Annotated in this window: 14 protein-coding genes and 1 pseudogene; 9 read left to right on the top strand and 6 right to left on the bottom strand. The window is 70.4% G+C overall.

Annotation, left to right across the window (positions count from 1 at the left end):
• Positions 1-7: 7 nt before the first annotated feature.
• From J8403_RS08640 to J8403_RS08630, 3 genes are read left to right on the top strand one after another with little or no spacing between them, the layout of a single operon-like run.
• Positions 8-265 carry a helix-hairpin-helix domain-containing protein gene (locus J8403_RS08640; protein WP_059145788.1) on the top strand — a complete coding sequence of 86 codons (258 nt, stop codon included), beginning with the start codon at positions 8-10 and terminating at the stop codon, positions 263-265.
• The gene (locus tag J8403_RS08635; RefSeq protein WP_211122652.1) at positions 262-1,086 is read left to right on the top strand and encodes a class I SAM-dependent methyltransferase; all 825 of its coding nucleotides are present in this window, start codon (positions 262-264) and stop codon (positions 1,084-1,086) included. The genes J8403_RS08640 and J8403_RS08635 overlap by 4 nt, the downstream gene beginning before the upstream one ends.
• A gap of 37 nt (positions 1,087-1,123) precedes the next feature.
• Positions 1,124-1,471, top strand: a complete 348-nt coding sequence (locus tag J8403_RS08630; protein ID WP_211122651.1) for an MmcQ/YjbR family DNA-binding protein — start codon at positions 1,124-1,126, stop codon at positions 1,469-1,471.
• 31 nt (positions 1,472-1,502) lie between these two features.
• Here J8403_RS08630 and J8403_RS08625 read toward each other — a convergent pair whose 3' ends face one another.
• Positions 1,503-2,276, bottom strand: a complete 774-nt coding sequence (locus J8403_RS08625) for a class I SAM-dependent methyltransferase (protein ID WP_211122650.1) — start codon at positions 2,274-2,276, stop codon at positions 1,503-1,505.
• A gap of 3 nt (positions 2,277-2,279) precedes the next feature.
• Complete coding sequence (locus J8403_RS08620; protein ID WP_211122649.1) at positions 2,280-3,038, bottom strand: NAD-dependent epimerase/dehydratase family protein; 759 nt, start codon at positions 3,036-3,038, stop codon at positions 2,280-2,282.
• A gap of 185 nt (positions 3,039-3,223) precedes the next feature.
• Here J8403_RS08620 and J8403_RS08615 point away from each other — a divergent pair, with 185 nt between their 5' ends.
• Entirely contained in the window at positions 3,224-4,486 is a 1,263-nt protein-coding gene (locus tag J8403_RS08615) for a glycosyltransferase (protein ID WP_211122648.1), read from the top strand.
• A gap of 90 nt (positions 4,487-4,576) precedes the next feature.
• Here the strand turns inward: J8403_RS08615 and J8403_RS08610 are convergent, their stop codons facing one another.
• On the bottom strand, positions 4,577-5,920 hold the full coding sequence (locus tag J8403_RS08610) for a hypothetical protein (RefSeq protein WP_211122647.1): 1,344 nt from the start codon (positions 5,918-5,920) through the stop codon (positions 4,577-4,579).
• Positions 5,921-6,254: 334 nt separating this feature from the next.
• On the opposite strand from J8403_RS08610, the gene J8403_RS08605 reads away from it, so the two are divergent.
• The gene (locus tag J8403_RS08605) at positions 6,255-7,463 is read left to right on the top strand and encodes a pyridoxal phosphate-dependent aminotransferase (protein WP_211122646.1); all 1,209 of its coding nucleotides are present in this window, start codon (positions 6,255-6,257) and stop codon (positions 7,461-7,463) included.
• An 82-nt stretch (positions 7,464-7,545) separates the two neighbouring features.
• Here J8403_RS08605 and J8403_RS08600 read toward each other — a convergent pair whose 3' ends face one another.
• Positions 7,546-7,908, bottom strand: a complete 363-nt coding sequence (locus J8403_RS08600) for a VOC family protein (protein ID WP_059145793.1) — start codon at positions 7,906-7,908, stop codon at positions 7,546-7,548.
• Positions 7,909-8,357: 449 nt separating this feature from the next.
• Between J8403_RS08600 and J8403_RS08595 the strand changes: the two genes are divergently transcribed.
• The 3 genes from J8403_RS08595 (at position 8,358) to rfbA (ending at position 10,566) form a co-directional block, all read left to right on the top strand.
• Entirely contained in the window at positions 8,358-9,332 is a 975-nt protein-coding gene (locus J8403_RS08595; protein WP_211122645.1) for a methyltransferase, read from the top strand.
• Between the two features lie 5 nt (positions 9,333-9,337).
• The gene (locus J8403_RS08590; protein WP_211122644.1) at positions 9,338-9,547 is read left to right on the top strand and encodes a hypothetical protein; all 210 of its coding nucleotides are present in this window, start codon (positions 9,338-9,340) and stop codon (positions 9,545-9,547) included.
• A gap of 116 nt (positions 9,548-9,663) precedes the next feature.
• Positions 9,664-10,566, top strand: a complete 903-nt coding sequence (rfbA, locus tag J8403_RS08585) for a glucose-1-phosphate thymidylyltransferase RfbA (RefSeq protein WP_211122643.1) — start codon at positions 9,664-9,666, stop codon at positions 10,564-10,566.
• A gap of 13 nt (positions 10,567-10,579) precedes the next feature.
• Here rfbA and J8403_RS08580 read toward each other — a convergent pair.
• Positions 10,580-11,045, bottom strand: a pseudogene (locus tag J8403_RS08580) (ABC transporter permease); the annotation flags it as partial.
• A gap of 80 nt (positions 11,046-11,125) precedes the next feature.
• Here J8403_RS08580 and J8403_RS08575 point away from each other — a divergent pair.
• Entirely contained in the window at positions 11,126-11,635 is a 510-nt protein-coding gene (locus J8403_RS08575) for a hypothetical protein (RefSeq protein ID WP_211122642.1), read from the top strand.
• A gap of 140 nt (positions 11,636-11,775) precedes the next feature.
• On the opposite strand, the gene J8403_RS08570 is transcribed toward J8403_RS08575, so the two are convergent.
• Complete coding sequence (locus tag J8403_RS08570; protein ID WP_211122641.1) at positions 11,776-12,408, bottom strand: HhH-GDP family DNA glycosylase; 633 nt, start codon at positions 12,406-12,408, stop codon at positions 11,776-11,778.
• Positions 12,409-12,443 lie beyond the last annotated feature (35 nt).

Here is a 12,443-nt window from a genome sequence, read left to right as displayed (position 1 = left end):
CACGCGCATGGAGAGCGACCTGAGGCAGATCCCCGGCGTCGGCAAGGCCGTCGAGGGCGACCTGCACGGCATGGGCATCCACCGCGTCGAGGAACTCGTCGGGCAGGACCCCGAGGAACTGTACGACCGGCTGATGCTCGAACAGGGCGCCTATGTGGACCGCTGCATGCTCTACGTCTTCCGGTGCGCCGTCTACTACGCCGAGGGCGGCCGGGAGCCGGAAAAGCTGCGCTGGTGGAACTGGAAGGACTCGAAGACACCATGACCGTCATATCCGCCGTGCCCACTCTCCCGGTGGGCGCGCTGTTCAGCCAGACCCGCCGCGAGTTCGCCTCCTGGTATTCGCGGCTGTGGGGGCCGCTGGGGGCGCTCGCCACCGGCGTCTCCCGGCCCCGCGCGGGGGAGAGGGTCCTGGACGCCTGCTGCGGCTCGGGCGCGTCGGCCCTGCCCGCCGCCCGCGCCGTCGGTGCCACGGGCCATGTCGACGCCGTCGACATGGCCGGCGCCCTGCTGGACCAGGGCCGGGCCGAAGCGGACCGGCAAGGTCTCGCCCAGCTGCGGTTCCACCGCGGCGACGTCACCGCATGGCGCGCGGACGCGCCCTACGACCTCGTCCAGTGCTGTTACGGCGTGTTCTTCTTCCCCGATATGGACGCCGGGACCCGCCACCTGGTGGACCTGCTGCGCCCCGGCGGCCGGATAGCACTCAGCACCTGGGTCGGCGGCGGGATGGACAGCATGGTCCGCCGCGCCCGCGAGGCCGCCTCCGCGGTCCGCCCGCTGCCCGCACCGCCGACCGCCCCCGACCCGCGCACCCGAGTGGACTCGGCCGACGGGCTCGCCGCCTGGCTGCGCTCCTTCGGCCTCGTGGACGTCGCGGTGCACCGGGTCGACTACCGCGTCCCGCTGCTCGGCGACGACGCCTGGATGTTCCTGCTCGGCGCGGCGCCCCGGCGCTTCGTGCTCGGCATGGACGAGCAGCAGCTCGGCCGCGTCCGGGACCGGCTGCACGCCGACATGGCGGCCGCCGGCCACTCCCATCTGGATGCCAGCAGCCTCATCGCCGTCGGCGTCCGGCCGCGATAGCCCTCCGGGTGCCACCGCCCGTGGATAGGCTCGCACCGTGAAACCCGACGACGTCACCGCGCACTGCCTCGCCCTGCCCGGCGCGGCCGAGGACTTCCCCTTCGGCGATTCCCCGGCCGTCTACCGCGTCGGCGGCAAGATCTTCGCCCTCCTCAGCGAGGGCGCGGTACCGCCTCGCGTCAGCGTGAAGCTGCCGCCCGACGAGGTCCTCGCGATGCGCGCCCAGCACCCGGACACCGTGCTGCCCGGCTACCACCTCAACAAGCGGCACTGGATCACGGTGCTGCTGAGCGGCGGCCTGGAGGCCGACGAGGTGCGCGAACTGCTCGGGCAGTCCTACGAGATCGTGGTGGCGTCGCTGCCCCGCCGGCTGCGCCCCGCCTGACCAGCCGCTCGCCCCGCCCGGCGTCTCGGGCTCATTCGCCCCACTTCAGATAGATCACCGGTTGCTCGCGGAACGGGAGCTGCCGCAGCGTCATATGGTCCAGGCCCAGGGTTTCGCGGATCGCGGCGGTCACCCCGGGCCACCGGGGATGCCCGAGCTCGTCGAAGGCCACGATGCTGCCCTTGGCGAGATGGGGGCGGATCGCCTGGAGCACCTCACGCGTCGGCTCGTACAGGTCGAGATCGAAGAAGGCCATTCCGATGACCGTCTCCGGATTCTCCGCCAGATAGCGCGGAACCGTTTCCCGGACGTCCCCCTGGACCACGAAGCTCCGCTGGACATGCGGAATCGGGTCGCCCGCCTCATGCGCGGCGAGCACCTCCCGCAGATGGTCCACCTCGTTGTCGGGGACGGCGAACCTGCCGACCGCCGCACTCGGGCTCACCCGGTCGATCTCCGAGAGCCCGGGAAATCCGGTGAAGGTGTCGAAACCGATGATCCGGCGGTAGGAGTTGTACGGCTCGTACAGGCCGCGCAGCGCGGCGAGGGTGGCCAGATGGCGTCCGTGCAGCACCCCGAACTCCATGATCACGCCGGGGATCTCGGGGAGCATCCGGTACAGCGCGTCCATCGTCAGCAGATCCGCGAGCTGATGGCGGCGGAGATACACCGGGAGATTGTCGATCAGATATACGGGCGGAATGGGCGTCTCGGTCAGGAGTTTGGTCAGCCGCTCCCGCACCTCCTTCTCCTGCGCCGACTCGTGGGGCAGGAGCCGCGGGTTCTTGTGCTCGACATCGGTCATGAATCATCCCTTGGCTGTTGCGACCGTGGCGTATTCCCAGAGGTATGTGTCGAGGACTCGTCGGTAGTAGTTCTCGTCGCCGGTCCGGGCCATCTCCGGCACCAGAGCGCGCAGTTTGGCGGTGGACACCGGCTGGCTCACCGCCTCGCTGACGTAGGTGCGGTGCGCCCGGACGCCCAGCGCCGCTTCGATATGGTCCACGAGCAGCTCGATGGGCACCGCCGTGCCGGAGGCGACATTGACGACGGTGCGGCCGACGCCCGCGGTGAGCAGCCGGTCCATGGCCGTCACCAGGTCGGCCACATCGAGGAGATCCCGCCGGGCGCCCCGGTGGAGCCGGACCGCCCCGGTGCCGACCTGTCGCACCATGGCCGGCACCAGCAGATGGGCCGGTTGTGCCGGACCGACGACATGGGCGAGCCGCAGCACGAGGTGGTCGATGGAGGACGCGGCCAGGACCGCTTCCAGCGCCAGGTTGTGCCTGCCGTAGGCGGTCGAGGGGAAGACGGGGCCGTCCTCCCGGCCCGCCTCCCCGGGCACCGCGTACATGGCGGACGACGCGGTGGAGAAGAACACCAGCTTCTCCCGCCGCCGCTCGCAGCGCCGCACCAGTTCATACAGGCGCGCGGCCTCCCTGGCGAAGTCGGATTCGGGGATTCCGGCGGCGAACGACACCCCGAAGGCGGCCACCACCACTCCGGGGTGGGAGGCCGCGAGGGGCGCGAGGTTTCTGGCGAGGAAGCCGCTTCCGACGATGTCCATGGGGCTCCTTCCTCACGGTGACCGCTTCCCGCTCACTGTTCCCAAGGGCGTTGACTCAACGATACAGTGCCGTTGACTTTAGTCAACAACGCCTCGATACTGAGACCCGGGGTGCCGCCGTGACTGAAGTCGCCGTTGCGAGAGGAACCTGGCGAGTGACAGAGAATCACCATGCCTCCCACCAAGTGTCCGAGCCATCCCCGTCGGCCGTCGCGGCCCCGCCCTCCGGCGGCGCCCGCGCGCTGGCCGGCAAGCGCGTCCTGTTCGTCCTCTGGGACGGCGGGGGCAATGTGGGGACGTCGCTGCTGTTCGTCCGTGACCTGATCGCCCGGGAGGCCGCGGTCACGGTGTTGAGCAATCCCTCCGTCAGGGACCGGGCCGAGGCCACCGGCGCGGCGTTCCGGGAGTTCCACCACTCCCCGCTCCATGACCCTCGTACGCCGGAGGGCGACCTCCTGCGGATCGGCGAGGCCACTTCTCCCGCGCACGCCGCGCAGTTGATCAGGGACCGGGTGATGTACGGACCCGCGTCACCGATGTGCCAGGACGTGACCGACGCGGCTCGGGACACCCGTGCGCAGGTGGTGGTGGCCGACTATGTGCTGCCCGGAGCGCTCATGGCGGCCGAGCACCTCGGACTGCCGCGCATCGTGTTCATGAACGCGATCTATCCGATGTCCGTCGGCGAACCCGCGCACGAGACGATGCGCAACGGGCCCTTCGTTCCGCTGTTTGAACGCATGACGAAGAAGGCGCTTCCGGCCTTGAACGAGGTGCGGGCCCGCTGGGGGCTGGCGCCGCTGAGCGCCGCGCGGGATCAGTACACACGGGCGGACCGGTGCATGGTGGCGACCTTTCCCACGGCGGATCCGGCGGCGGACGCGGTCCCCGAGGGCGTCCATTACGTGGGCCCGGGTTTCGCGCCACCGCGAGAGCGGGCGGAGGCCACGGACGATACCCGCCGCGTTCTGATCAGCCTGTCGACCACCCCGCATTCCGCTCAGCCGAAGCTGGTGCGTTCGCTCCTGGAGGCCGCCGAGGGAATCGACGCCGCATTCCACTTCATCGGTGGAGTAGTCCAGGATGAAGAACTGCCGGGAAATGTACGGGCGTCGGGATATCGGCCCATCGAGGAACTGCTCCCGGAAAGCTCCGTCCTGGTGACGCTCGGCGGTCATGGCACCTTCGTACGGGGCCTGGCCTTCGGGGTCCCCATGCTGGTGCTCCCCTTCGAGCAGGACGCGTTCAACAACGCCCGCCGGGCGGCGGATTTGGGCGTGGGCCGGCACCTTCGACTCGACGCGTCCGTGGCCGCTCTCGGGGAGGAACTCCAGCGGCTGCTCACGGACGCCGGCTTCCGGCCGGCCGCGAAAGACGTCGCCGGCCGGCTTCGCCGCGAATACCGGCCGGAGGCCGCCGCCCGGGTCATCGCGGAACTGGTCGCCTGAGCCGAACTGGCCGCCTGCATGGAACTGGCCGCCTGAATGCAACTGGTCGTCCGGACCGGACTGTTCGCCCGAGCGGAGTGCGTCGCCTGATCAGTTCAGGAAGCAGCTCTGTGAGAGCGCGGTGTCGGGCGCCTGGTGGTTCGCTCCGTCCGACGCCGCGCCGTTGCCGTCCGGCGCGGGCACGCCGGAGGCCCGGTGACTGTCGTAGTCGCCCGGCCCGTAGAGGAACAGCAGGGGCGCCTTGGCGGGGTCGGCGTTCTGCACCCGCATCCGGATGCGCTCCAGCTCACCCGCGATGATTTCCTCGCGGCGACGCGGCGAGGACGACCGCCCGATCCGCGCCCTGAGGTCGGCCAGGAAGCGCCGGCGCGCCAGGGTGTCGGGGGTGGAGCCGATGGCCGCGGAGGACTCGCCGTCCGTCACCGAGGCCCAGTGCACCAGGGGCCGGCGCGCCCAGGAATCCGGCCGCAGATGGGGCAGCAACGCCGTGACCAGCTCGCCCGCCGACCAGCTCATCCGGTGGATCTTGTGGTTTCCGGGGTCGCGGGTGTTGAGGACGCTGAGCGTGAGAACGCCGCCGCCGTCCGCGGGGGCAGGGGCGTGGGCGAGCATCGCCAGCAGCCGCCCGATCGCGGTCACCTCACATATATAGGCGCCGTTCTCATTGGTCAGCGGGACGGCCTCCGGGCCGGTCTGGATGCGGCCGCGCCCGTCGAGCGGCGAGAGCTCGACCGGCCGCTGACCGACCGAGAGCGTATTCGGCGTCGCGCAGAGCACCTGGCCCATCCCGGGGGTGGGCTGCGAGGCGTCCACGCGCCGGAGCGGAACACAGCCCGTCCCGAGGAAGAGATCGATCAGCCGCCCCGTGGGCACGGACGGAATGACCGGACGCACCTCGCCGCGCAGCCGATCCACGAATCGGTCGCCGAGCTTGCGGTAGTCGAGGGAGAAGTCGAAGGCGAGCCGCCCGCCCACCGCGTGGTACAGGGCCAGTGCGGCGGGAGGCAGGAACTCCTCGGGGTGCGCGGTGATTTTGGAGTGGATGCGCCGCGCCGCCGCGCGCCCGATGCCGTGGACCATCTTGCCGTCGAAGATCGAGAGCGAGAAGGTCACCGACCCCGGTCCGGCTGTCGGCAGCGCATGCAGCCGCTCGGCGACGGCCTGTGCGAAGCGCAGATCGGACTCTCCCTCCGCGCTCAGTCCCTCGGGCGGTGTGAGCAGCGTGCGCTCGCTGAAGGGGTCGTAGATCCCCGATCCGAACCAGGCGTTGGTCCCGTCCGAGCAGAGCGGGACGCCTACGGTCACGACGCAGGACCAGCCGGCGGCGACCGCGTCCGCGAGCGCCGCGGCGGTCGCCTCAGGGTCTCGCTCCGAGCCGATCGAGGGGAACGGGCCGACCGAAGCGGCCTCCGCCCCCGATTCCTGTTCCGACACGCCCGCATCCCCCCTGCAGCTTGGCGGACATCGAGAGGCCGCCTTCCGAAACACCGACGACGCTGGCAGGCGGATGTGGCGACTCTAGGCCCGTTGATTAACTAAAGTCAAGGTCCCCGAGGGGCAGCCGGCCCCTTGCCCGGGACCCCTCCCGGCGGTTCCGGATAATCTTCCGAGGCAAACCGAACAAACGTTGACAATCACTATAGTCATCGAATCTTATGGTCTGAGTCGGGCCGGGTGGCAGCCGCCCGGCCGGCGGTGCCGGGAGCCGCGGGCGACCCGCGGCGCTCCGCACCCGCATCCGGTCATCGCCCACCGCCGAGAGGTCAGCATGAAGGCCCTGTCCCGCCACGCCACCGCCATCCGCCCGTCGCCCACCCTGTCGCTGAACGCACGGCTCAACGAACGCGTCCGCGCGGGCGAGCGGGTGCTGAACCTGTGCGTCGGAGAGCCCGACTTCGCCATGCCGGAGGGCGGCCGCACCGCCGCGCTGCGCGCCCTCGCGGCCGGCGTCGACCGCTACACCGACGTCGCCGGGCTGCCCGGGTTGCGCGCCCGCATCCAGCGCAAGCTTCACGAGCAGAACGGCCTGGACGTCGGCCCGGACCAGATCGTGGTGTCGGCCGGGGCCAAGCACGCGCTGTACAACGCGTTCTTCGTGCTGTGCGAGGAGGGCGACGAGGTGATCGTCCCGGCTCCCTACTGGGTGACCTACCCCGAGCAGGTGCGGGCGGTGGGCGCGACTCCCGTGATCGTGCCCACCCACGCCGACACCGGGTACAAGCTGACCGCCGCACGGCTCGAAGAGGCCGTCACCGCGCGCACCAAGGCCGTCGTCCTCAACAGCCCCGGCAACCCGACCGGCGCCACCTACACCGAGCGGGAACTGGCCGAACTCGCCGCGGTCGTCGAGCGGTACGACCTGTACGTGGTCGAGGACCTCATCTACGAACACTTCTTCTACGAGGAGGGCATCGCGCCCAGCATGACGGCGTTCCCCGCCCTCCGGGAGCGCACCGTGCTGGTCAACGGAGTGTCCAAGTCATGCGCCATGACGGGCTGGCGGGTCGGCTACACGGTGGCGTCCCCCGCGATCAGCGCCCTCGTCCGGCGCATCCAGAGCCAGTCCACCTCGAACGTGGCCGCCGTCGCCCAGCATGCGGCGCTCGGCGCGCTCGACGACGTACCGTGGCGGCGGCTGGCCGGGTACCGGGAGCGGCGCGATATCGCCCACGCTCAGCTGACCGCGATCGACGGCATCGCATGTCCGCTGCCGACCGGGGCGTTCTACCTCTTCCCCGAGATCTCCCGCCTCCTCGGCGGCGACCACGGCGGACGGCCACTGGCCACGGCCGACGACTTCTGCGACCGGCTCCTGGAAACCACCGGCGTGGGCCTCGTCCCCGGAACCGCCTTCGGCGCGCCCGGACACGTCCGCATCACCTACGCGACGGACCCGGCGGTGGTCGCGGAGGGGCTGGAGCGGCTGGGGGCGTTCGCCCGCGAGATCCGTCGTACGACCGTCAGTTCGCCGGTCTGACCCACCGACCCGGGCCGTGCGACGCCGGGGCCGGGCGGCGCGGCACCGGCCGCCCGCGGCCGACGCCCGGCCCGGGGGGTGGTCACGCGGCCTGGAAGTGCGGGTTGTAGATGAGGCCGATCAGATCGCCGGTGGGGTTGCGCACGACCGCGACCTCGATGCCGCCGCCGACCTCGCGGCAGGACGAGCGGGACTCGCAGCCCGCGGCGAGCAACTGCGCCTCGGCGTCGGACACGTCGTCCACGCCCCAGTAGACGATCGGGCCTTCGTCGGGGTCGCCGTCGGGGTCGAGCGCGAGTTCGTAGCCGCCGACGTCGTAGCCGACGTAGAACGGCTCGTCGAAGTAGGGCTCATGACCGAGGGTCGAGTTCCACCAGAGCTTGGCGGCCTCCAGGTCGCGCGCCGGGTAGACAACCGTTCGAAGACCCAGAAACTTCACACTCACCGGAATGCTCCTTCGATCGATTCGGCCAGTCAATGTTCTGGCGGAGCGACGATAGCGTAAAACCGTTGGGGATCGGTACCGGAGAAAGCGCGGTCATCGCCCGATGGTGGCGTTACCCGCGATCTCGGCCTGCCGTAAATCGAGGTAATCGCGAGCGCCGCGACCCGGCTTTCCAAAGATTTGAACCTTCTTTCGGAATCGGAACTTTCGATTCCACTAGCCTGCTGAGCAGGGCGGTATCCCATGGAAGCCCTTTCTTGTCGGAGCACAGACATAACGCTGGAACGACCCGGCCGGGTGCCGATCTTCTGTCGATCTCCCGTCGACATCCAAGACCTTGACATGGATTTTTATGTGATAGAGACTCTGCCCTGTAGTTACGGGGGACTACGGGGGAGGCTGGCATTCACGCTCTGGATGAGTTGGTCCGTGCCAGAAAGATTCTGGCCATGATCGAAGCCGCGGACGAGCTGGGGTTGCTCACGGAACTCGCGCGAGAACCGCTGACTCCGACCGAGATCGCCGACCGGGCCAAGATTGACCGGACCATGGCATATAATTTCCTCACCGTTCTGGTATGGAATGGAATTCTCACTCGGAATGGTGATCACTTCGCGCTCGACGAGGCCCTTCACGCCGAGGTGACGAGCGGGGCACTGCCCCTGCTGCGCATCGAGGGATGGGCCACCCGAGACCATCTGAACGGCACCGGGATCGTCGCCGCGCTGCGCGGGCACCGCCGCCCGCCGGAGATCGACGACCGCTATGTGGGCGCGCTGGCCGAGGCCATGCTGCGCGGCGCCCGGGCCAGCGCACCGCACCTGGCCCGGCTGCCGCTGTGGCGCGACCGCGCCCACCTGGCCGACCTGGCGGGCGGCAGCGGTGGTTACGCCCTCCTGCTGTGCCGGATGTTTCCGCGTCTCAGGGCGACGGTGTACGACCGCCGGGAGATGCTGGAGCACACCGCCCGCGCGGTGGCGGACGCCGGGCTGGACGACCGGATCGCCCTGGAGCCATGGGAGTTGCGCGGCGACCCCGTCCCGGCGGGGCACGACTGCGCGCTGCTGTCCCACGTCCTGCACCTGCTCGACGCCCCGGCGCGGGCGGAGCTGCTGGGCCGGGTCCGGGCGGCGTTGGCGGAGGGCGACCCGGTCGTGGTGCACGACTTCCTGCCCGGTACGGCGGCGGGTGCGCCGTCGCCGGAGGAGGCCGCCTCCGCGATCGACTGGCTGGCGAACGGCTCGGGCTTCCTGCCGGGCCCGGACGAGCTCGCCGCGGAGATGGCGACCGCCGGCATCTCCGTGCGCGGCGTCACGCCGATCGCCGCCACCCGTACGGCCGTTGTGTTCGCGGCCTGCACGCTCGGCCTCCCGGGCCGCCATCCGAGCCCCAGCGGCTCCGGGGAACGGAAGGCCCGACGTTGAGCGACGTGACGAAAGAACTGGACGCCTCCAGAGAACTGGAGGCAACCGAGGAATCGGACGCCTCCTGGACCGGCCCGGACGCCCCTTGGGACAACCCGGCCGCCACAAAGTCCCCGGACGACCATCTGGAGAGGCTGCTCCGCAGCCTGGACGACCGCCGATCCGAGCCGAGCCAGTGCGACGGCTTCGCCCTCTGCGGCGACTGGCCCTGGTAGCCCCTGGCAGCGGAGACGGGGGCGTGAGGAAAGCCCTCACGCCCCCGTCGCACCACCGCGAGTCGACCCGGCTCGGCTGCGATCAAGAGTTCGGCGATCATAGGTAGTGGCACTCCATGCGCGGCATCATTCTCGCCGGTGGTACCGGCTCACGGCTCTGGCCGATCACCAAAGCGGTGTCCAAGCAACTCATGCCGGTCTATGACAAGCCGATGGTCTATTATCCGCTGTCGACGCTGGTCCTGGCCGGGATTCGAGAGATCCTGGTGATCAGCACACCGGAGGACCGGCCGGCCTTCCAGCGCCTGCTCGGCGATGGCTCCCAATGGGGGCTCGAACTCGCTTATGCGTCCCAGCCCCAGCCCGGAGGGCTGGCTCAGGCGTTCCTGCTCGGCGAGGAATTCATCGGGCACCGATCCGTCGCCCTGATCCTGGGCGACAATATTTTCCATGGCACCGGACTGGGAACGCAGCTGCGCAACCATACCCGCGTCCAGGGTGCCCGGGTGTTCGCCTATCCGGTTTCCGACCCCAGAGCGTATGGCGTGGTCGACTTCGACGAGGAGGGCAAGGTCCGTTCCATCGAGGAGAAACCGGCCGAACCCAAGTCCCGTTACGCCGTTCCGGGGCTGTATTTCTACGACAATCGAGTCGTGAAGATAGCCAAGGAATTGAAACCCAGTGCCCGTGGTGAGCTGGAAATCACCGGAGTGAATTCAGCCTATCTGGACCAGGGCGATCTGCAGGTCACGGTGCTGGACCGGGGAACCGCATGGCTGGACACGGGCACCTTCGGGTCGCTGGTCGAGGCCGCCGAGTTCGTCCGGGTGCTGGAGCAGCGCCAGGGCCTGAAGGTCGGGTGTGTGGAGGAGGCGGCCTGGCGGACCGGGTTCATCGACGCCGCTCAGGTCCAGAAGCTGGCGGAGCCACTGGTCAAGAGCGGTTACGGCACCTACCTCCTGGATCTGCTGGACGCGGAGGATGAGTACGCGGCCCTGAGCGGGAGCGTCAGGCAGTGAATCCGTGCGGTGTTCACGAGGCGTTGAGCGCCACGGTGGGGTGGAGGCGCGAGGCGCGAGGCGCGGATGGCGGGGTAGAGCCCCGCGAGCATGCCGATGCCCAGCGTGGCGCCGAAGCCACCGGCCGGCGCCCAGGGCGGAATCACCGTCATCCAGCCCTGGGCCAGCGCGAACGCCCAGGTCGCCACCGCGCCCAGCACCACTCCCACCGCCCCGCCGAGCGCCGACAACAGCAGGGACTCGGTGAGGAACTGCAGCCGGATGGCACCGCGGGTGGCCCCGATCGCCCGCCGCAGACCGATCTCCTGACGGCGCTCCAGCACCGAGATGACCATGGTGTTGGCCACCCCGACCCCGCCCACCAGGAGCGCCACGGCCCCGAGCCCGAGCATCAGCGCCGTCAGCCCCTCGTCGGTGGTCGCCTTCGCCTCCAGGGCGTCCGAGGGCCGTGAGACCTTGACGGTGCCCTCATGGCCGGGGTGCGGCTGCCCCGCCACCCGCGGCCACCCGGCGGGCAGGACGGTGCCGGGCGGGACACGGCGGCGCGCGGAGGGGTGCGATGAGCCGCCTCCGTACGGTGGCGGGGGCGCCGGCACTCGCCCTGATCGTCGCCCTGGTGACGGCCGGCTGCGGGGTGCGGCCCACCGGAGTGGTGGACGGCGGCGAGCCCGCGCACGGGCTCACCAAGGACCTGCGGATCTACTACGTCCACGGCTCCGGGCTCCAGGGCGTCACCCGCCCCGATATCTCCCTCCAGAGACTCGACGGCGTCCTCAAGCTGCTCGCCGACATGCCGTCGTGGGCCGAGGAGCGGGGGCTGGTCAACCTCGTCCAGCTCGGTTCGTACTGGACCAGCGGCACGGGCCACCGGATCACCCTCCACTCGCCCGGCGCCTCCTTCGACAGCCCACGCGACCGGCTGCCCAACGGCCAGCTGGTGTGCACCCTCGCCCGCGCCCAGTCCTTCCTGCACCGGGACGAGGCCATCCGGCCCGACGACGTCCGGGTCTCGCTGGACGACGGCGAGCGGACCTACGGCCCGTACCAGTGCTCGCAGTTCCTCACCTGAACGCGTCGGACGGAGGCTGAATGCGTCACGCGGAGGCTGAACGCGTCACGCGGAAGCTGAACGCGTCACGGGGAAGCCGAACGCGCCACGCGGAGGCAGGACGCGATACGCGGAGGATGAATGCGTTACGCCTCGACGCGTCACGCGGCGGCGCGCACCTCGCGGGCGGCGTCCGCGTGGAGCGCGACACGGACCAGGGCCGCGGCCAGCCGGGGAAGGTCCTCCTCGGCCACCAGCCGCCCCAGCGACCCCGCGCTCTTCGGCAACCCGACGCGCTCGGCCCCCTCCAGCGCCTTGCGGTCGAAGTACGGGGCGAACTCGGGCCAGACGCCCTGCACCTCGCGCAGGAAGATGTTCACCCCGGCGGGCCCGATGCCCTTGATCTCCGGCAGCAGCTTCTTCGGGTCCCCGGCCTCCCGCATCCGCCGCAGATCGCCTCCGTACTCGCGGTTCACCAGCTCGGCCGCCTCACCGAGCTGGGTGGCGGTCCGCTCGTCGTAACGCCGGTAGCCGCCCTCGCCCAGCGCGTCGACCCGCTGCTGCCAGGTGGCCTCCGCCATCCGCCGCGGGTCGCGCATCCCGGCGTCGAAGAGGGCGCGGGCGGCGGCGACGGCGATATCGGAGCTGATCCGCGCGGACAGCAGATGCGCGAGCACCAGCAGCTGGTAGAGCGGGCCGGGGCTGTCGCGGAGCTTGATCCCGGCCTGGGCGGCGAAGGTCGTGCCCTGCTGGTCGAGCAGGGTGCGTGCCACACTGTCGTATCTGTCGGTCATGGCCCATCCCGCCTCGTCGTGTCGTGCCGCCTCGT

This window comes from Streptomyces yatensis, from assembly GCF_018069625.1.
In the GTDB taxonomy this organism is placed as follows: Bacteria; Actinomycetota; Actinomycetes; order Streptomycetales; family Streptomycetaceae; genus Streptomyces; species Streptomyces yatensis.
Note: the sequence above shows the minus strand (reverse complement) of the source record. Positions and strands in the feature narration are given on the sequence as shown.